The sequence below is a fragment of the Pseudomonas sp. AGC41 genome, assembly GCF_057334555.1.
This window is the reverse complement of record NZ_JBHFJB010000022.1, coordinates 124,597-143,943: the sequence shown is the minus strand read 5'-3', so window position 1 is coordinate 143,943 and position 19,347 is coordinate 124,597. Positions and strand designations below refer to the sequence as shown.

Sequence of the window (19,347 nt, the reverse complement as noted above, 5' to 3'; positions counted from 1 at the left end):
CGTCGGGAAAAAGATAGCATGGCTTGAAAAACTTATTGCAAGGTTATTTTTGGAAATCTTTTGTAATATTGTGAAATAACCTGGTTTTCGCATTTATCGTACGTGACGATTTTCTGTGTTAAAAAATCGCCAATTGCACCGGATTCCCGGCGGTGGCGCCAGACCGCCGTGGTTTGGCGCCTTTCGCCCGGATTTTCTAGCAGCGAGGGTCAAGCAATGAGGCTGATAGATAAGCGTCTGTTGAATAATTAGACGTAGGCAATGTCGTGCTTGTTAAATGGCTTGAGCAACTAAGATGCAGCCAGGCTGCCCGAGCGGTGTCGCGGTAAAGTTCTGCTTGCCCCTATTGAAAAGGGATTGGCAGACTTCAATCATGGATGATAAGAGGTTGCAGGTAATATGAAGACACTCGTCGTCATTGCCGAAGGGATGGATCCGTTAGTGTTGGAATCCGAAGTTGCCAAAGGTCGACTTCCGTGGTTTTCACAGCGCATGCACGGTCACTCTTATCGGCATTTGGATTGTGGTCCGGTGCCTTACGAACCGAGCAATCTTGCGACGGCTTTTTCGGGTGTCAACCCTGGGCAGCATGGTTGCTTTTCCTATTGGAGCGCCCATAGCTCCGGAGAGATCCCGCGTATCCTTGAGTCCACCGATGTCATGTCGGCGCGCCTTTGGGAGTGGCCGGAAATGGCCGATCAGCGTTTTGCAGTGATCAATGTCCAGCTGACCCAACCGCCACAGCCTGTCAACGGCACGCTGATCACCTACCCGATGCAAAACTCCATGAACACCAGCCATCCACGGAGCCTGCTGCGAGACTTGAATGGTCGTGGGGTGCGTTATGCCCACGACGTCTCGCTGTTCTATACGGGGCAACCCTTCGAGGACTTTGCCACGCAGGCCTATCGGATTGCTGAGCATCAACTCGATACCGCCATGGCACTCGGCGCAGAAGCGGACGTGATGATCGTCAACCTGACGTTGGCGGATCGTTTGTCGCATTTCCTGTGGTATGAGATGCAGGCAGACGATGCAGGGGAGCGCCCGCATGTGCTGCGCGCCTATGATTTTATTGATCAAGCGTGTCAGCGCCTGCAATCACTCGACCCCGAGTCGATGTTGGTGTTTTCGGAGATGGGCTTTGGCGAGTTGAATGGTTTTTTCTCCATCGACGAGCATCTGCAGGCGGCGGGTTTGCAGGTGCTCGACGCGCAGGGTCGGGTGGACCTCAAGCGCAGTGTGGCGCTGGAAACCGTGCAGGGCTCCCATGGCGTGATGCTGTGCGCCGACCTATGCAATCAAGGACGTTCCAGCCTGCACCAGCGGCAGTTGGTCGAACAATGCCTGCGTAACATCCGCTTCGGCGATGGCAGCCCTGCGCTGGCCCAGGTTCGCCATCGGGAACAGGTTTACCAGGGCCCGTTCACGCATCTCGCGCCGACCTTGATCGTCACCCCGGCGGATGCACGACGGCCACCGTTGGGCGACCCGCGTTGGGCCAATCATGTCCGGCGCACTTCACAATCGGGCTGGCATCGGGACCAAGGTTTCGTGCTGCTCGACGGCGCGTCGATTGAGGCGCCTGAAGGGGCTTTGCAGTTGCAGCAGATTGCTCCCTCGATCGCCGCGTTGAGTGGCTGCGCGGCGCCGGCGCAGTGCGAAATGCCGAGTTTCATATGCTGAACCCAGGCATGAATGACAAAGCATCGGCTCAAGAGATTCTGGGCAACCTGGCGAAGGTCGATGATCGCCATCGGCGCTTCAGTGTCACGGCGGCCGATACGACCTTGTATGGGTTGTCGGCCGCAGAGCTTGAATCGCTCAAGTTCATGGGGTTGGCCTCAACAGGGCCAGGGCGTGATGAGTCCTTTGATCCGGACGACCTGTACAACCTGTCGCTGCATTTGCGCAGGCCTTCGTTGCACAAACTGGCCATGCGCAGTTGGGCAGCGGCATTTCGTGAATCCGAGCGGGAACGTCACCTCGACCTGGTCTATTCGCTCAGCGAAAAACCCCTGCCCACGGGGCCGGTGCAGGTGTTGACACGTGCTGGAAATCTGCTGTCCGTGCCGGTGCCTGAAACCGGCGACTTATACCGAGAGGCTTTGGTCATATCCGGCCGACATTTTTTGCTGCCGAGTCCATTCCGGGAACTGGTCGAAGAGATCAGTGCCGACATGCAATTTTATATGTTGCACGACGCCGTGCGTTGGGATGTCGAGTTCATGGGCATGCACAAACTGGCGGAATGCGGCGGCTTTTCCAAGTTGTTGGTGGCTCAGGCGCATCGGCGCGGTTTGCCGGCCAGGCAAGTGTTCGGCCTGTTGCTCAGTGCTCCCTATGCCACGGGCCATTACTGGGCTGAATTTAGGGTTCGAGATGAGTGGATTGCCGTGGACCCGCTCATGATTCGCCTCTTGTCGCAGCACGCGGGATTGTCGCAAAACGCGTGGCCATTGTACCGATCACCGATGGGCGCCTTGCTTAGGCTCTCGCCTGTCGAGGCTTATGATCGGGACGGGGCACCCTGCCTGAGTTGTTTCAAACACCAGTATTTCCGCCAGCTCCCTGTGGCGACGGCATGCACCGCACAATATCAGGTGTCATACAGGGTAGCGGTTCAGCTGCCGGTTTAATTGATCGCAGATAGGGAAGATTATGCTGGAACTGAATGGACGGGTATGCCTGGTCACAGGAGCCTCCGGTGTACTGGGTGATGCAATATGTGAAGAACTGGTTCGCCAAGGCGCGTTTGTCGTCGGGCTGTACCATTGCAATGTTGAACCGATGCATGCCTTGGTTGCAAAGACCGAAGCATTGCCCGGCACCCTCACGCCGTTGGCGTGTGATCTGACGTCCCCGGAGGCGACCACGCACATGCTGGCGACCTTGACCGAGGGGGGGCGCGGCATCGATGTATTGATCTGTTGCGCCGCGAAGATGCTGCGTAAGTCTGCCTTGCTGACGAACCAGGCGGATTGCGATCAGTTGTTCGACCTCAACTTCGACGCTACGGCACGGCTGGTCCGGCAGGTCTTGCGCCCGATGTTGCGCCAACGCGTGGGACGCATCGTGTTGATCGGCTCCCGTGCGGGCGAACAGGGCATGCCGGGGCAAAGTGTATATGCCGCGTCCAAGGCTGCGCTGCACGGTTTTGCCAGGTCATTGGCGTTTGAGGTCGGTGAGTACGGCATTACCGTGAATGTCGTGGCACCCGGTGCCGTGGCTGGCCCACAGACGCATTACAGCGAGGCTGATGCACAGGAGGTCTGCCGCAACATCGGGTTACGTCGTCTGGGGCGCCCCGAGGAGATCGCCCCTATTGTGAGCTTTCTGGCCTCGGCACGGGCCTCCTATATCAATGGCGCGATCATCGCGGTCGATGGCGGGGGGCGTTTCTGATGCATTGCGCGAGTGTTGATCTGGGTGGCAGCAAAATGGCTATTCACTTCAGTGTTATGGGGCGAGTGGTTCAGCGTGAACGTATTGAAATTCCTGCAGGGTGCGCGCCGCAAAGCATTCTCAACCAGGCCGTGGCCCTGCTCAAGCAGCAGATTGGCCTATACGGCCCGATCAACACGCTGGTGATCGCCAGTGCTCCGACGCTGAACTCCGACGGCACTATCGTTCGTTGGCCTAACCGGCCCGACTGGGAGGGCTTGGCCATCGGTTCTGCGTTGCGCATCGCCAAGGTTGAACGGGTGATTTGGTGCGATGACGGTACCGCCGCCACCTTCGGTGACGCCACGGTGATGCGGGCCTCGAACCTGGTGCACTTTTCCCTGGGCACCGGCGTCGGCGGCGGCGTGGTTTATCAAGGCCGGATGTTGCCTGATCGGGAGCTGGGGCATTTGCTGGTTTGGCCGGGGGGCGCGCCTTGCAGTTGCGGGCGTGCGGGATGCCTGCAGGCTTACGCGTCGTTCCGCTCACTGGACAAATTCGTCGCGTCGATGGGGTTTTCGGACGAGGCCACGCTCGTTCATTGGCGACTGCGTGCCGTGCAGGCACTGTCGTTGGCGATTGCCAACCTGGTGGAGCTTTTCCGGGTGGAAGTGGTGTGCCTGGGCGGCGGCATGTTGGGGCGTTTTCCAGAAATGCCGCAACTGGTGGGAGCTCTGCTGCGTGAGCCTGGCTATTTGAAAGCAACCCTCACCGCTCCGTTGGTGATGCAGTCTCCACAAGGTACCGAAGCTTCTGTGTTGGGCGGGCTGTATCTGGCCGAGGCATCGCATGACGTCCAGAACGAAATCTGCGAAGGCGGCATCGACACCTCCAAAACCACTATTCGTCATGTGGGCAATGGCCTGAGCTTCATTTCCATGTGCACTCGCTAAGTGGCGCCTCTGCGCACCGCAAACACACAAACCCTGACACACATGGAGCGTCACTCAATGAGCAAAGAGAAAATGGAAGCGCCAAGCGGGGTCAGAGGCCTTCTGATCAGGACGCTGCGTGCCTGGCTATCGCTGGATCGATTGAGCATGTATCTGATCGGCGTGATGCTGTTTTCGATGGGCGCGCTGTTCTTTATTGTCAGTCGTCTGGGCACTGACCCGCTGGATGTGTTTGTGATTGGCCTTAATGGCAAGTTAGGCGTCGGCATCGGCGCCTGCTCGGCGATCTTTTCCATTGCCTTGTTGATCTGGTGGGCCATCTGGAACAAGCAATGGCCACCGTTAAGCCCTTTTGTCACCACTACGTTGACCGGATTGTTTATCGACCTGTGGTTGTATATGTCGCTGGATCACTTATTGGCGTCGAGTGTCGGCCCTTACTGGTTACTCGCCATCGGGTTGGGTGTGTGCGCGTATGCGTCGGCCCTGATCATCATGAGCGGCATCGGTATTCGAGTCATTGATTTACTGGTGATTACTATCATGCAAAAGACGGGGTGTTCCTTCACACTGGCAAAAATGCTCTTGGAAATATCCATTTTCCTGGTGGGCTGGAGCCTGGGCGGCCCTTTCGGTATTGGCACCCTTGCATTTTTGCTCGTCATTGCCCCGCTGATAAAACCCTTTATGAGCATGAACGAACGTTATCTGCGCCTGGATAATTACGGTTTGAAAAATAAAAAGATACTACTCATAGAATAAGCGAATGGCTTTGTCCTGAGAGACCCTTGATCAGTTGCTCTTGTGCAGGCGTGAAGGCCTTGACGTGTCGTTTTGTCTGCATGAGAAGGTTGTTCGAGGGGGCTTTCGTCAATTGTAAGAATTTGGAGGCGGCGCTTGCATGGAGAATTTTTCTGGAACTTTCTTTGGAAAACATACCATGGGTGAACTGTACAGTGTCGACCCGGAACAGCTGAATGATACGGGCTTTTTGACGGCGCTCTTATGCGCGGCCGTGAATAAGGCAGGCGCAACTGTCTGTGGAACTATCGTTAAACAATTTGAGCCTCAAGGCGTTACGGTTTTAGTTCTGTTAGAGGAATCTCACGCCTCCTTTCACACCTATCCGGAACTCGGGGCTCTGTTTCTCGATATATTCACGTGTGGTAGCAAGTGCAATCCAGATGACGCTTTTGAATTCATCTGCTCTACACTCAATTGTGTCGAATATGAAGTGAAAACTGTAAAGAGAGGTTGTGAGTGATGAGTAGGAGTAGTGCGTTTTCGCCTTGGGCTACACCTGGTGCCTTGGTGTGGGAGTGTCAGATTGTATGTACGTGATGTTGAAAACAAGGGCCTCGACGGGGCCCAGAATCAAGTCGACACCCGGCTAAGCCGATAGATATTCGTCTACCGGTTTGACGGTGGCATAGCCGAACTCAAAGACTGCCATTATCGTTGATATTGGTGTGCGCATCGACACTGAACTGCAGTTGCATTGCAACGCCCTGGGCAAGGTAGCGTTGGCTTTTTCCAAGCAGTTAAGCATGGATCACCTCCCAGGCGAGTTGCCCGCCGTCACGGTGAATACGGTGACGGATTGTGCCGATTTGGTGCGCCACACACTTCGGCCCGCGCCGACTCAGGTGGTGTCGACTACCGTCCCTTGTAACCGCAGGAATGTATCACGACCGCCACGGAACATTGCTCATGACGAAAAGCCCTCCATTCCAATCGCTCGGATGCGCCGAATGCCGCAACCGTGAGGCGCTGGGGTTCGATTTCACCATGGCCTTCCAGCCTATTTTCAACGGCCGGACACACGCTGCGTTTGCGTATGAGGCGTTGGTCAGAGGTGTCAATGGCGAATCGGCTGGCTACCATCCTGGGGCTCGTGAACGACAGCCACCGCTACCGATTCGACCAGGCTTGCCGGGTGAAAGCCATCGAGGAAGCCGCAAGGTTGGGCCTGCTGGACATTCCAGATTGCTTGCTGAGCATTAGCAGGGATACTTGTATGCAAGGCCCGAGGTCGGTCATCTCCCGGCTGGATGCTTTGACTTGGGTTGATGTGGCCAAGCCCTTCAATCATGTTTCCTGGTGGGTGGATTGATCAGATTGGGCGCCCCAGTGAATAAAAATGTAAACGACGATGGTGTTGCCGGGGATTTTCAAGTCGAGTTGCAGGAATCGGCCGATTCTGTTGAAAAGTCGGCCTGGACGTTTCGCGGCCGACTGACCATGGGTAGAGAAAATGGCATCGCCCGGAATCATGCTTTCTTAGCCCTTGATACACCCCAAAAACAAGTCCAAAATTAAGTCTTTTCCTGCTTCTGCAAGAAAATAAACCCCTTAGATTTCAATGAGTCGGACGCCAGATACGAGTCTCGTTTCCCGCTCCAAATATTGCGCTACAGAGTTCCACTGAATTCTGTAAGTGATTGAAATCAGGGCCTTTAGGCCCTTTTTTCGTTCCAGCGGGAACCACTGAAATCCAGCACTATCCACTGCTTTTAAGTCCCGATTTAAGTCCCGATTTAAGTTCCGAACGAGGATCTTGGATTTGGATGTGCACTGAAGCGGTTTTTTGCTGGAGCAGCTTGGATAGCGAGACGAGCATCCGGCCCTGACTCTGTTCAGGAGCTCGCGATGGCACTCTCAGATACCACCGTTCGGCAAGCCCGAATCACCGGCAATGACTACATGATAGGCGACACGGATGGGCTCGCGCTCAACGTGACCGCCCGCGGCGGGAAAATCTGGCGTTTCAGATACTACTGGGCGGGCGTGCAGAAGCGCATGTCTCTGGGTAGTTATCCGCAAATCAGCCTTGAAGAAGCCCGTGCCCGACGTGACGAGGCGCGCGCCTTGGTCGCCCAAGGCATCAATTCCTATGAGCACTGCGGCACAAGTTGGTGCTTACGGCGTTAGCGCGATTTCCGGATGTCGATGTGTGGAGGCTTTATCGGGCGGTCTGTGAGCCTTATGAGCGACTGAAGAGGCGTGCGCCAATCGATGTGCTCACTCCGGAGAATTTCGACGCGACTGTGCGGATCGTTTGCAGCGCCCTGAGCCCAAGCTGAGTTGTTGTCCTAGCGCGGTGACAAATGGGTGTCACCGCTTGCTTGAGTACTGCTTGGCACGGAACTGTAGTCGAGGCCTGCCGACGGTGTTATGCGTCTAGTCGACCTGATTCCGCTGCAATACCGCGTGTTGGTTGCCGGCCTTCTACCGCACGTTTTAGTCGCCGCTTCGGCGGCCATCGCCTGGGCGGTCCAAAGCTGGCGATACGGTCAGCAGCTGGAAAAAGAAGCCCGGCAAGGCCTAGCTCAGCGGTGAACTGGTGATAATGAACTGGGAACCGGAAGCACTAGGAAGGTTGTTTTGATGGGAGACGCTCCTCAGACAACGGCTCATTTCCTGATCGCCCGGGCTGACCCGCTCAAGTCTAGGGGAGCAGACTGTCAGCTCCCGTTTGAAATCAAAAAAAGAAGCGGATCTCTCCTACGCCTTCATCACCCGACCCGCCTACCAGCACGCCTTGCTGATGGGCGATGTCGAATTCCTCTGCTTGATGCTGCGGCAGATGCACACCCTTGGCATCGATCCGGGCTCGCTGATTCATGCGTTGCAGAATCATGATGAATTGACCCTGGAATTGGTGCATTTCTGGACCCCGCTCGCGCACGATACGTACTTCTATCAAGGCCAGACGTTTCCAGGCAGCCTCCTGCGCGAGCACATCCGTGAGCAGATGTACGAACGCCTCACTGGCGAGCATGCGCCTTACAATCTGAATTCGTCACCAATGGCGTGTCCCGCACCACCGCGAGCATCATCACCGCAGCGCTGGGAATTCGCGATCTCGACACCATTACGACGGCGGATATTCAGCAGATTCGCCAGGTTCATCTGCTGCTGGCGATGAACAACGCCATGCAACCCGGCGTGTTCGCATTGTCTGGCGCCAGTCGCCAGATGCTGATTCCGGACGTCGAGCATCCGGGACTGCTGATCATGGTTCGCGAGTTGCCGGCCGGCAAAGGTACGCAAATCACTGCGCTGAACTTCGGTTCGACCCCGATCACTGAAACCCTGCACCTGCCCAATATCGCACCGGGGCCGGTGGTCGACATCATTAATGAACGGGTCGAAGGTGACCTTACACCTGAAGGCGCATTCACCATTACGCTGGATGCGTTCGAGGGGTTGGCGCTGCGGATGGTGAGCAGCTCACCGATGATCTAGGGCTCGGGAGGTCGAGGTGGTTGATCGCTCAACCACCTCCCGGGGTTTCAAACGCTAGAGGCACTCTTGTTCAATGCCGCGCCGGTTTTGCACGCATCACGTTGTTGGGGCGTGACGACTTTAGGTGCGCGCATCAGCAGTGGGCCAAAGGTCGCCAGGATAGCGAGCATGATCAGCGGGAAGAACATCAGCTTGCTCAAGCCGAAGTTGCTGACGATGACGGTGATGGCGGCGGGGCCCATAAGCATCCCGGAGAAGCCGATGCAGTTGACGATGCCGATGTTGCGGCCTGCATGTTTCGGGTCCCTGCGCCCTGCAGCGGAGATCATCAGGGGCGCGATGCAAGACAGGCCGAGGCCGAACAATGCGAAACCGACGATGCCGGTCAAGGCGGTGCCGCCACCGAGGGTGATGATCATGCCAAGGACGCACACTGCGCCGCATCCGAACACCACCCGTGCATTCCCAAACGCCGCGGCCAATCGGTCACCGAACAGCCGTCCGACGAACGCCGCGCCGACAAAGATGGAAACTGCCATGCCGGCCATTGAGGTGCTCGTCGAGAGCTCACGACGAATGTATTCCTGGCCCCAGTCGGCAATCGCATTTTCCCCCATCATGCTGCCTAGCAGCAGGACGCCCAGGCCAATCATCACCAGCAACGTTTTGGCCGAGGGTCGCTTGCCGGCCTCTTCAGGCAGGTGTGCGCTGGCTTGCCAATCGTTGATTGACGGCAGCGGAACGTCATCTTTGCCGAGCAACCATCGACTGAAAAAACAGCCGACGATGAACAGCGCTACGCCAAGCGCGGTGTAGGGCACCTGCACGCTGTCGGTGTAGATGCCGGTCAACCAGCTGCACACCATCCCCAACAGGAAGCCGCCCAGCGAATAGAACGCGTGGAAGCCAGACATGATTGAACGCTGGTAGAAGCGTTCGACTTGAACGCCATGGGCATTAAGGGCAGTGTCCAGTGCCCCGCGCAGGAGCCCAAGGACCACGCCGAAGCACAGCGCGAACCAGAAGCCGCTGACGAACCCCAGTGGGATGATGGAGAGCGGATAGGCGAGTGCACACACCGTAATCACCGGCTTTGCACCAAAGTTATCCAGGAAGCGGCCCACCCATAACGCGCCTGCCGCGGAACCCACCCCGACCCCGAGTGCGATCAAGCCGAAGTTCGAATCCCCCGACTCGCCGGTAAAACCCAGCTGCGCCCTGAAAACGCTTACGCCTGTCGACCAGATGTACATCATGGCGCCGATCATCATGAAACCCAGGAACGTCGCGATGCGTGCCTTGCGGATACGGCTGGGTACGGGTGTTCTTTGAAGGTTGTTCATCAGGCTGCATCGCCCCTTTTTGTTTTTGTGGTGTGCATGTGCTTGGAATGAGGTTCAAGTTATACGTATAACTCCTAAAAAATATCTTCGCCTGTGAGCGTCTTGTCAACTTAATTTAGATGCATGGCTTATCTTCAAGCGGAATGCTCCAAATTTGTGCGCGGGGAAGAGGCCTGCTTTGCGAAGACGCATTGGCTTCCATGCATAATTTAGGTTATACGTATAACCTCGTTTTCAGAATAAAGAGGTCTCCGTGTCGTCTCAGGATTGGGAAATGCCTTGCGCCACCCCGGATATGGCGGTTTATCGACTGACGTTCCTCATGTCGGGCCTGTGCATGGGCGCCTGGGCGCCGCTGGTTCCCTATGCTCGCACTCGGGCCGGAGTCGACGACGGTGCGTTGGGTTTGCTGTTGCTTTGCCTTGGCCTGGGCTCACTGGTGATGATGCCGCTTGCCGGTGTCATGAACGCCAGGAAGGGCTGCCGCTTTACCATGCACATCGGTATCGCATTGGTATTGCTGACGTTGCCGATGCTGGCGACGACTCATTCGTTCGCCGGCTTGATGGTCGCCTTGACCGTGTTCGGCGCTGGGTGTGGCGCGGTGGATGTGACGATGAACGTTCAAGGGGTGATGGTCGAGCGTGCCACTGGCCGGTCGCTGATGTCCGGTTTCCATGGCTTGTTCAGCCTGGGTACGATTGTCAGCGCCGCAGGCATGACTGCACTGTTATGGCTCGGCGCTACGCCATTGTTGGCGAGCAGCGCGGTGATGGCGGCACTGGTCGCATTTGTCCTGGCTGCCGGCCGTCAGATGCTGGGACGAAGCGGTGAGGAGGGCAGTCCGATATTCGTGAGGCCCAACCGCAAGGTTTTGCTGCTGGGCACGCTCTGCCTGCTCGCCTTTCTCGCTGAAGGGGCGATTCTCGACTGGAGCGCGGTCTTTCTCACCGAAGAACGCGGGGTTGAGCACTCCATTGCCGGTCTGGGGTACGCAACGTTTGCTGTGATGATGGCCTTAGGGCGCCTGAGCGGTGACAGGATTGTGCTGAAGCTGGGCTCGCGGGTAGCGCTCATCGGGGGTGGTTTGATCGTCGTCCTGGGCTTTTTGATGGTCGTACTGATCACAAACTGGTGGTTGAACCTGGTGGGGTTCGCGGTCATCGGTGCTGGGTTGGCAAACATTGCCCCGGTCTATCTGTCATTGGCCGGCGCGCAACGGGCCATGCCCGGCGAGTTAGCCATCGCTGCGGCAACCAGCATAGGCTACCTCGGTATCCTGATGGGCCCTGCGCTCATCGGTTTTCTCGCGCACTCCACCAGCCTGTCCGTCGCACTGCTCGCTGTTGCCTCATCCATGATTGCGGTGATGATCAGTGCGACTCGACTGATACCGAAGGTTTGCGCTCAACGGTTACACTGACCTCATGTTTTCATAACCTCCCATGAGGTTTTCAAAAAATCGGGAAGCAAGCGATGGCATCCGTTTCAATGAAAGATGTAGCACTGGCGGCGGGGGTTTCTCAGCCTGCGGTGTCCTACGCCTACAATCGTCCCTCCAAACTGTCGCAAGCGCAGCGCGAGCATATCCTCGAGGTCGCGGCGTCCCTGGGCTATCCAGGGCCGAACGTGCTGGGACGAAGCCTGCGCTCGGGCAAGATCGGCGCGATCGGGTTGATGATGATGGACAAATTGTCCCTGGCGTTCGCCGATCCGTGCACCATTGCCCTGTTGCGGGGGATCAGTGAAGTCGGCGAGTTGGAAAATGTCGCACTGACGTTGTTTCCCCTGAATAACAACCGGCTCGTCGGCCGGGCCCAGGCAGAGAGTCACGGCAGCCTTGCCTTGCGCGGCCTGGTGGATGGTCTGATCATTTCGACACTGCCGGACGATCACCCGGCGGTATTGGCGGTGGTGAAACAGAACATTCCGTTCGTGGTGATCGACTCGCCGCTGGTGGAAGATTCTTTCTTCGTCGGGATCGACGATCGAGGCGCCGCCCAAGCTCAGGTGCAACATCTGCTGGACCTGGGGCATCGCAAGATCGGCATCATCATCGACCGGCTAAATCCTGACGGTTACCGCGGGCCGATTGACCAGCAGCGCTTCAAGATTGCCAGTGAGCGCATCGTCAGGGAGCGGCTGACCGGGTATGTGGAAGCGGCGGGCAGGGCCGGCCTGGCATTTGAGGACCTGAGCATCATCGAAGCCGGTGGGCTGGATTCCACGTCCGGGCAAGCGGCAGCGTTTACGCTGTTGACCTCCAGCGATGTCACGGCGGTCGTGGCTTGCTCGGATGTCATGGCCATCGCTTGCATGAAAACCGCACATGCGCTCAACCGTAAAGTCCCGCAAGCGCTTTCCGTGATCGGCTTTGATGATATTCCCGAGGCTGTTCAGCTTGGCTTGACCACCATTGGCCAGCCGATGGTGGAGAAGGGCCTGTATGCCGCACGGATGTTGACAAAGCAGCTGAATGCTCCGGCAGGCTCGCGACTCGAACCGGAACGGAAAATCTTTTCCACGAAACTCATCGTGCGGACTTCAACGCAGCAGGTGCAGCCGACCGACGCTTGAGAGGGTGTGCCAAGGCCGCAGTGTAGAAATACCCTGCGGCTTTTTTCAGGTGGGTTTGCCGGTCAACCCGGCAGGCGCTTGAAACTGGCTGCAACCCGCAGGGCATTGGCTGCGATGGTCAGCGCCGGATTGACCGCTGCCGAAGAAGGGAAGAATGAGCTGTCGACCACCCAGACGTTGTCCAGGTCATGCAGCTTGCAGTTCACATCCAGCACGCTCGAGGCGGGGTCCTTGCCCATGACAGCGGTACCGCACTGGTGCGAATTGGTGGCGATGCCCATGCGTGCCCTGAGAATCAAGGGATAACCTGCCTGACGCATGACTTTACTGGTCTTGCTTACCAGGCCTTCATGGGCCTTGAGGTTGTTCGGCGTCCAGAGCACTTTGATTGCATCGCGTTGCCTGTCGTAGATGACCCGATTGTCCTGTGTCGGTAGATCTTCCGAGGTCAGGTACAAGTCGACGCTATGGTCCGTAATGTACCGTGAGGCGAATTTTGGAAGCCATGGGCGCATGGCGCTGATCATCGGCTCGCGGATCTTCCCCAGCATCTGCACATTGCCAAGCGGATACGGATTTTGCGGACTGGCGCGGTACCAGTCGTTGAGGGCGAGGGTCTTTTGGAAGGTCACCTTGTTTTTGCGCCGCGGGTCTACTGCAAGCATGAACGTGCTGTTATGCACCATATAGTTGCGACCCACTTGCCCCGAGCTGTTGCCCAAGCCCTCAGGGTGATGCTCGTTCGCTGATTTGAACAACAGGGCGGCGGTGTTCACCGCTCCGCACGCCAGGACGAATCGTTTCGCACGAAGTGTCACGTCGCGGCCACCGCTGAGCCCATGGGCCTCTGTCACCGTCCGACCGTCCGCGCCTGTTCTCAGTTGTTTGATCAGGGTACGGGTCAACAACTTGATGTTCGGGCTGCGCAGGGCCGGTCTCAAGGCCCTGACTTCAGCATCGGCCTTGGCGTCCACCAGGCAAGGATATCCATCGCAGGTCGAACACAATACGCAATCACCGCCATCGCCATAATCCACGGCCGCAGGCATCACGAACGGCTTGAGCCCTGAACGGCGCATGCTTTGCTCCAGTGGCACCAGCGCCGGGTCATGTTTGAGCGCAGGCTGGGGAAAAGGCCCCGAGCGCCAAGGGTCGCTGGGATCCGAGCCCGCCGAGCCATGAACCCGATAGAGTTTTTCGGCTTCGGCGTACCAGGGTTCCAGGTCGGCGTAACGGATGGGCCATGCCGGGGACACGCCTTCGGCATGCTGAATTTCGGCAAAATCCTCTTCGCGAAACCGGGGCAGCATGGCGCCATAGAATTTGGTATTGCCACCGACATAATAAAAAACACCGGGGGAAAAGGGTTGGTTGGCTTTATCCAGCCACTGCTCGGCATTGCGATAGCGGCCTTCGGCGAACACCGATTCGGCGCTCCAGTTCTGTATTTCACGGGGCAGGAAATCTCCCCGTTCAACGATAACGACGTCCAGCCCGCTATCGCGCAGGGCATGGGCAAAGGTCGAACCGCCCATGCCCGAGCCAATGATCACTACGTCACAGTTGATATTGCCATCTGCATCAGGTGTCACCACGTCGAGGGCGCGCTGATGGTGCGGCGCCCCCGGCTGTGGATTCAGCTTTGCATGATGCGAAATCAATGCATCACTCATTTAAGCCGCTCCAGGTTTTACAGGTGTTGTTCTGAGTTCCGGATCTGCCAGTACTCATCCTGACGTTCATCGGTGATGTATTCCGGAATCGGGAAGTCCCACCAGCCTGGAACCCAAGGACCCGCGGCGTCCCGATCGGTCGGGATTTCGATCAGCACCGGCACGTTCAGGTCCAGGGCCTCCTGTAGGGTCGGCTCGAGATCTTCAGGGCGCTCCACGCGGTAGGATTTCAGGCCGAAGGCTTCGCCGACGGCTTTGAAGTCCGGGCTGTAGGGCGTGCCGTCAGGATGGTTGAACTCGGTGCCGATATGGCGACTGGTTTGCTTGCGCTGGCCACCGCGGATCGACATGTAGCCGGCGTTGTTCTGGATCATGAACACAACGGGGATGTTGTTGGTCACGCAGATCGCAATTTCCTGAGAGGTCATCAGGAAATCGCCGTCGCCCAGGATGCACACCACCGGTTGGTTCGGTGCCGCCAGCTTGGCACCGATAGCTGCCGGGACTGCCCAACCCATGGAGGAGAATCCGCCAGAGGTCAGGTGGGTGCGCGGGGTATAGACAGGAAAGGTCTGTTTGACTGCCCCTTGGGTGTTGCCGGACCCGACCACCACGATGGTGTCACGGGGGAAAACCTTGCGCAGCGCGCCCAACGGACGTTGAGAGGTAAACGGGAAACGGTCGGAGTCCCGGCGGCCGGCCAGTTTGGTTTCCCATTCCTCTTGATAGCCGCGCAGGTCACTCATGTACGCCTGGCGATCAACCGTGTGGCCTTTCAAGCCTTCCACGATATGGGCCAGCGCGTACTTGGCATCGGCACAAATGCCCACGGTCACCGGGTAGTTCTTGCCGATCTCGTGCGGGTCGATGTCGATGTGGATCAATTTCGATGGCGGAATTGCAAAGGTCACACCCTTGGCATAGCTGGAGGACGACCAGTCGGTAAAGCGGCAACCCACAGCGATAATGACATCGGCGGTGGAGGCCACTTTGTTGCCGCACATCGTGCCGGTTTGACCGACGCTGCCGGCGAACAGCGGATGATCTTCGGGAAAACCGCTTTTACCGTTCCAGGTCGTGACCACGGGTATTTTCCAGGCTTCGGCCAGTGCAAGCACTTCGGCGCTTGCCTCACCCGTGATGACGCCGCCGCCGATCACCAGCACCGGGCGGTTGCACGCCTTCAATTCCTCAACCGCGCGGGCCGTCGCCGCTGGGTCCGGGAAACACTTGCCGATGGGGGTGCGTTCTTCCAGGGTGTGCAGGGTCACTTCAGCCGCTTCGGCCTGAACGTCCATCGGGATTTCAAGATGAACCGGACCCGGGCGACCGGTGACCATCGCGCTCCAGGCACGGTGCATCATGAAGGGCAGCTCTTCGACGCGAGTGGCGACCCAGTGGCGCTTGGTGACAGCTTCGGCGATTTTGGGGAAGTCGTTGTCGGTGTAGCGCTCCAGCTCTTGCAACAAGCCATGGCCGCGCATGTGCGTGGGTGGCCCGCCGGTGATCAGCATCAGGCTGGTGGAGTCGGTGAAGGCCGTGGCCATGCCGATCACGGTGTTGGCGGCGCCGGCACCGATGGAAGTAACGGCGGCCATCGGCTTGCCAGACACCCGGTAGTAACCATCCGCGAGATGAACCGCACTCTGTTCGTGGAAGACCTGGATGAATTTGAGTTTCGAGTCTTCTTCGAGGAAGGCATCGGTGAGGGTCCAGATCCCGTGGCCCGGGATGCCAGCGACGTATTCGACGCCGTAGTTTTTCAGGGTTTGGGCCACGATCTGGCTGCCGGTCAATTTAGTCATGACAGCACTCCTTGGGTTGATGAAAGTGTGGTGTATACGGTGGATTTACCGGTGCTTGCCGTGCGCCCACGGGTTGCCCAGTTCAGGCCCTGTTTGGTCAGGCGGCGGATGTTCGGGTCGGCCAGGTTGCTGGTGTCGTGTCCGATCGAGTGATAGAACACTCTGCCTTCGCCCCACTGACGAACCCAGGCGACCGGGCTGCGATGCCCCTTGATCCAAGGGAATGGGTTGCCGTCGAACGTGGTTTCGGCCAGCACATGAATATTCGGGTCAACCTGCATGTAGTACTGCTCGGACCGAACCTCGAAATCCTCCACGCCCTGCGTGACCTCATGGGTGCGATCAATGATGTTGACCTGGTAAGGATGGGGAAACCCTTCGCCCATCGGGTGCTCAAGAAATGAGCCGCCCAGTACCCAGTGGTACTTGAGGCTGGCGCGAAATGCCGCGCCGGCACCGTGCCAACCTACCAGCCCGGTGCCGCTTTCGATCGCTTCGAGCAGGCGGTTCTCCTGTGAAGCGGTCAGCGTTTCCGTGGTGACCGCATTGTTCCAGCCGACCACGATCAGGTCGTAACCGGTCAAGTCCCTGTCCAATGTGAAGATGTCGGTCGACTCTTCAACGTCGAAATCCAGCTCCTGGAAAACGGTCCGTGCCCATGCCGCAATTTCGTAGGGGAAATGGCCGGGCCAGCCACCGTACAGATACAAGACTCGACTCACGGTTGATCACCTCTTAAGGTTGGGCGTGATTATTCAGTTATACGTATAACCGCTTATTTAAGCTATCACTCAAAACCGAGGTGTCAATCCCTGGATCGCCTTTTTAATGTGCAAGCCTAATGATTGCTTGTTGTTTAGGCTCGCATTCACGACTCAGCAAAGCTTCCTGGCGAATTCAGCCGGGAGATTTTTTGGGTAGTAGGTTATACGAATAACGCTGAGGCCGTTCTAGATCGGTCAGCGCTTGCACGAGTGCTTCAGCATTGCGTCTGTCCTGCGTCAGATCGCGTCATCAATCGGTAGGCTGCGAAATTGCCCGGGGCAGGGGGGGTAGGAAAAAATGGGCGTCAGTGCGAGTGCATGCCGCGTGCATCAAGAACTACCTGGAGCAAATTGATGATTCGTTATCTGAAAAAAAGTAAGCCTGTCGAAGCTCAGGCCGAGATCGCTGCCCAAGTCCGCGATACGGTCGAGCAGATCATTGCCAATGTCGCCAAGAACGGGGACGTCGCCGTTCGGGAGTACTCGAAGCAGTTCGATAAGTGGGATCCGGTCTCTTTCCGTCTGAGCGATGAAGAAATCGCCGCGTGTGTGGCAAGTCTGTCGGAGCAGGAAATCGGTGACATTACCTTTGCCCAGGCGCAAGTCCGCCGCTTTGCCGAAGTGCAAAAAACCTCGATGCATGATGTGGAAGTCGAAACCCTGCCGGGCGTGATCCTGGGCCATCGCAATATTCCGGTGAACTCCGTGGCCTGCTACATCCCCGGTGGGAAATACCCGCTACTGGCGTCGGCGCACATGAGCGTGCTGACCGCCAAGGTGGCGGGTGTGAAACGCGTGGTCGCCGCGGCGCCGCCGTTTGACGGCAAGCCGCATCCGGCCATCGTGACGGCCATGTACCTGGCGGGTGCGGATGAGATCTATTGCGTTGGCGGTGTACAAGCGATCTCAGCGTTTGCACTGGGGACCGACACCTTCAAGCCGGTCGACATGATCGTCGGGCCAGGCAATGCGTTTGTTGCGGAAGCCAAGCGTCAACTGTTCGGTAAGATCGGCATCGACTTGATCGCCGGCCCGACCGAAACCCTGGTGATTGCCGATGACAGCAGCGATGTGGAAATTATTGCCGCCGACTTGCTCGGCCAGGCTGAACATGGCGTCAACTCCCCAGCCGTATTCTTGACCAACAGCCCGGAATTGGCAGAAACCCTGCCGGCGGAAATCGAGCGTCAGTTGGCCATTTTGCCCACCGCCCCAGTCGCCTCGGTCGCCTGGCGTGACTATGGCGAAATCATCCTCTGCGACACCGTGGACGAAATGGTCCAAGAGGCCGATCGGATTGCTTCCGAACACGTGCAGGTCATGACCCGCGACCCGCTCTATTTCCTTGAGCACATGACCAACTACGGCGCGCTGTTCCTCGGAGAGCGGACCAACGTCTCCTATGGCGACAAGGTGATCGGCACCAACCACACGCTGCCTACCACCGGCACCGCGCGTTATACCGGCGGGCTGTGGGTGGGCAAGTTCATCAAGACCTGCACCTATCAACGCGTCCTGACGGATGAGGCCTCGGTGCTGGTTGGTGAATACTGCTCGCGTTTGTGCGGTATGGAAGGTTTCGCCGGGCACAAGGAACAGGCCGATATCCGTATTCGTCGTTACAAGCAATCCGCCTGAGGGCGGACAGTCAGTTATTGCACTTGGCGAGCGGGCAGCGAGAAAAGGGTCGTTTCTCGGTGCTGCTGGTCACGCTTACCGTCTTTCCAAGTGTTTTCAGGCTCCCCATTCGGGGAGCTTTTTTTTGAGCCGTGGATAAGCGCTTGTTCCAGGCTTGAATCAGAGGAGGGGTGCGATGGGTAGCTTATCGATCAAAACGAGAATTACGCTGGCTGCCGGGGGGTGTCTGTTTGCGATGGTGCTCTGTCTGGTGGGGTTTTCGATCCATCAGATGCGCGATACATCGGCCATGGTCAGTCAGTCCAGCACGGAGTCATTGTCTCTGGCGTCCATGCGGTACTTGGAGGCGACGGGATCTCTGCAGGCCAGTGGCATCGAGCAGCGATTTCGTAGCAGCATGATGTTCACCCGTTCCCTGGCGACCCAGATTGTCATGATGCGCCGTCAAGCCCGCCAAAATGGCTTGGCGCCGATGCAACTGCGTGGCGACCTGTACCGGCTGCTTCGCGCCCAGGTCGCGACTACGCCGGAGATACTCGGGGTCGGCGTCTCATTCGAGCCTAATGCACTGGACGGTGCCGACGCGAGTGCCATCAACGGTGCCGACTTCTCCGGCAATGCCGTTGGCCGCTTCGGGGTGTACGTGTCTTCGATGCAAAACTTCATCCTTGAAGAGAAGGAAATGCAGGATGACGGGGATCCTGCCAAAGAATGGTGGAACTGTCCGAAGAAAACTCGCAAGCCTTGTCTGATCGAGCCGTATTCCTTCCTGCTGAACGATGTACCCACCTTGACTTCTAGCATCGCGGTACCGTTGATGGACGGCGGGAAATTCATCGGTGTGGTCAGTATCGATCTGCCGTTGAGCAGCTTGCAAAACATTGCGCAAAAAGCCAGTGCATCACTCTTCGAGGGGCAAGGGCAATTGACCTTTGTCAGCGCTGCCGGTGCTGTCATGGGCC

General features: G+C 57.6%; 15 protein-coding genes and 3 pseudogenes. 14 read left to right on the top strand and 4 right to left on the bottom strand.

The window, feature by feature from the left end:
- Positions 1-399 precede the first annotated feature (399 nt).
- The 10 genes and pseudogenes from ACE04F_RS03450 to ACE04F_RS03405 form a co-directional block, all read left to right on the top strand.
- Positions 400-1,686, top strand: a complete 1,287-nt coding sequence (locus ACE04F_RS03450) for an alkaline phosphatase family protein (RefSeq protein WP_486104880.1) — start codon at positions 400-402, stop codon at positions 1,684-1,686.
- A gap of 8 nt (positions 1,687-1,694) precedes the next feature.
- Positions 1,695-2,639 (top strand): transglutaminase domain-containing protein, encoded by a 945-nt coding sequence (locus ACE04F_RS03445; RefSeq protein WP_434694720.1) that lies wholly within the window; start codon positions 1,695-1,697, stop codon positions 2,637-2,639.
- Between the two features lie 22 nt (positions 2,640-2,661).
- Positions 2,662-3,405: an SDR family NAD(P)-dependent oxidoreductase gene (locus ACE04F_RS03440; RefSeq protein ID WP_434694718.1), complete on the top strand. Its 744-nt coding sequence runs from the start codon at positions 2,662-2,664 to the stop codon at positions 3,403-3,405.
- Positions 3,405-4,337 carry an ROK family protein gene (locus tag ACE04F_RS03435; RefSeq protein WP_486104878.1) on the top strand — a complete coding sequence of 311 codons (933 nt, stop codon included), beginning with the start codon at positions 3,405-3,407 and terminating at the stop codon, positions 4,335-4,337. Before ACE04F_RS03440 ends, ACE04F_RS03435 begins: the two co-directional genes overlap by 1 nt.
- A 57-nt stretch (positions 4,338-4,394) precedes the next feature.
- The gene (locus ACE04F_RS03430) at positions 4,395-5,099 is read left to right on the top strand and encodes a YczE/YyaS/YitT family protein (RefSeq protein ID WP_486104876.1); all 705 of its coding nucleotides are present in this window, start codon (positions 4,395-4,397) and stop codon (positions 5,097-5,099) included.
- Positions 5,100-5,238: 139 nt separating this feature from the next.
- Positions 5,239-5,601 carry an adenosylmethionine decarboxylase gene (gene speD / locus ACE04F_RS03425; protein WP_486104874.1) on the top strand — a complete coding sequence of 121 codons (363 nt, stop codon included), beginning with the start codon at positions 5,239-5,241 and terminating at the stop codon, positions 5,599-5,601.
- Positions 5,602-6,047: 446 nt separating this feature from the next.
- Positions 6,048-6,342: pseudogene (locus ACE04F_RS03420) on the top strand (EAL domain-containing protein); the annotation flags it as partial.
- Between the two features lie 125 nt (positions 6,343-6,467).
- Positions 6,468-6,656, top strand: a complete 189-nt coding sequence (locus ACE04F_RS03415) for a hypothetical protein (RefSeq protein ID WP_486104872.1) — start codon at positions 6,468-6,470, stop codon at positions 6,654-6,656.
- Positions 6,657-6,986: 330 nt separating this feature from the next.
- Positions 6,987-7,238, top strand: a pseudogene (locus ACE04F_RS03410) (Arm DNA-binding domain-containing protein); the annotation flags it as partial.
- Between the two features lie 592 nt (positions 7,239-7,830).
- Positions 7,831-8,585 (top strand): annotated as a pseudogene (locus ACE04F_RS03405) (hypothetical protein); the annotation flags it as partial.
- A 47-nt stretch (positions 8,586-8,632) separates the two neighbouring features.
- Here ACE04F_RS03405 and ACE04F_RS03400 read toward each other — a convergent pair.
- Positions 8,633-9,928, bottom strand: a complete 1,296-nt coding sequence (locus ACE04F_RS03400; RefSeq protein ID WP_486104870.1) for an MFS transporter — start codon at positions 9,926-9,928, stop codon at positions 8,633-8,635.
- Between the two features lie 295 nt (positions 9,929-10,223).
- On the opposite strand from ACE04F_RS03400, the gene ACE04F_RS03395 reads away from it, so the two are divergent.
- Positions 10,224-11,351 (top strand): MFS transporter, encoded by a 1,128-nt coding sequence (locus tag ACE04F_RS03395; protein WP_486104990.1) that lies wholly within the window; start codon positions 10,224-10,226, stop codon positions 11,349-11,351.
- A gap of 53 nt (positions 11,352-11,404) precedes the next feature.
- Positions 11,405-12,505, top strand: a complete 1,101-nt coding sequence (locus ACE04F_RS03390) for a LacI family DNA-binding transcriptional regulator (protein WP_486104868.1) — start codon at positions 11,405-11,407, stop codon at positions 12,503-12,505.
- Between the two features lie 62 nt (positions 12,506-12,567).
- On the opposite strand, the gene ACE04F_RS03385 is transcribed toward ACE04F_RS03390, so the two are convergent.
- Genes ACE04F_RS03385 through ACE04F_RS03375 form a run of 3 tightly spaced genes read right to left on the bottom strand, consistent with a single transcriptional unit; the run spans position 12,568 to position 16,705 of the window.
- Entirely contained in the window at positions 12,568-14,178 is a 1,611-nt protein-coding gene (locus tag ACE04F_RS03385) for a GMC oxidoreductase (protein WP_486104866.1), read from the bottom strand.
- Between the two features lie 17 nt (positions 14,179-14,195).
- On the bottom strand, positions 14,196-15,983 hold the full coding sequence (locus ACE04F_RS03380; protein ID WP_486104864.1) for a thiamine pyrophosphate-binding protein: 1,788 nt from the start codon (positions 15,981-15,983) through the stop codon (positions 14,196-14,198).
- Positions 15,980-16,705 carry a ThuA domain-containing protein gene (locus ACE04F_RS03375; protein WP_486104862.1) on the bottom strand — a complete coding sequence of 242 codons (726 nt, stop codon included), beginning with the start codon at positions 16,703-16,705 and terminating at the stop codon, positions 15,980-15,982. The genes ACE04F_RS03380 and ACE04F_RS03375 overlap by 4 nt, the downstream gene beginning before the upstream one ends.
- A gap of 396 nt (positions 16,706-17,101) precedes the next feature.
- Here ACE04F_RS03375 and hisD point away from each other — a divergent pair, with 396 nt between their 5' ends.
- Both hisD and ACE04F_RS03365 read left to right on the top strand, forming a co-directional pair.
- Complete coding sequence (gene hisD, locus ACE04F_RS03370; RefSeq protein WP_486104860.1) at positions 17,102-18,385, top strand: histidinol dehydrogenase; 1,284 nt, start codon at positions 17,102-17,104, stop codon at positions 18,383-18,385.
- 175 nt (positions 18,386-18,560) lie between these two features.
- The coding region (locus tag ACE04F_RS03365; protein ID WP_486104858.1) for a cache domain-containing protein at positions 18,561-19,347 on the top strand (787 nt) is incomplete at its 3' end.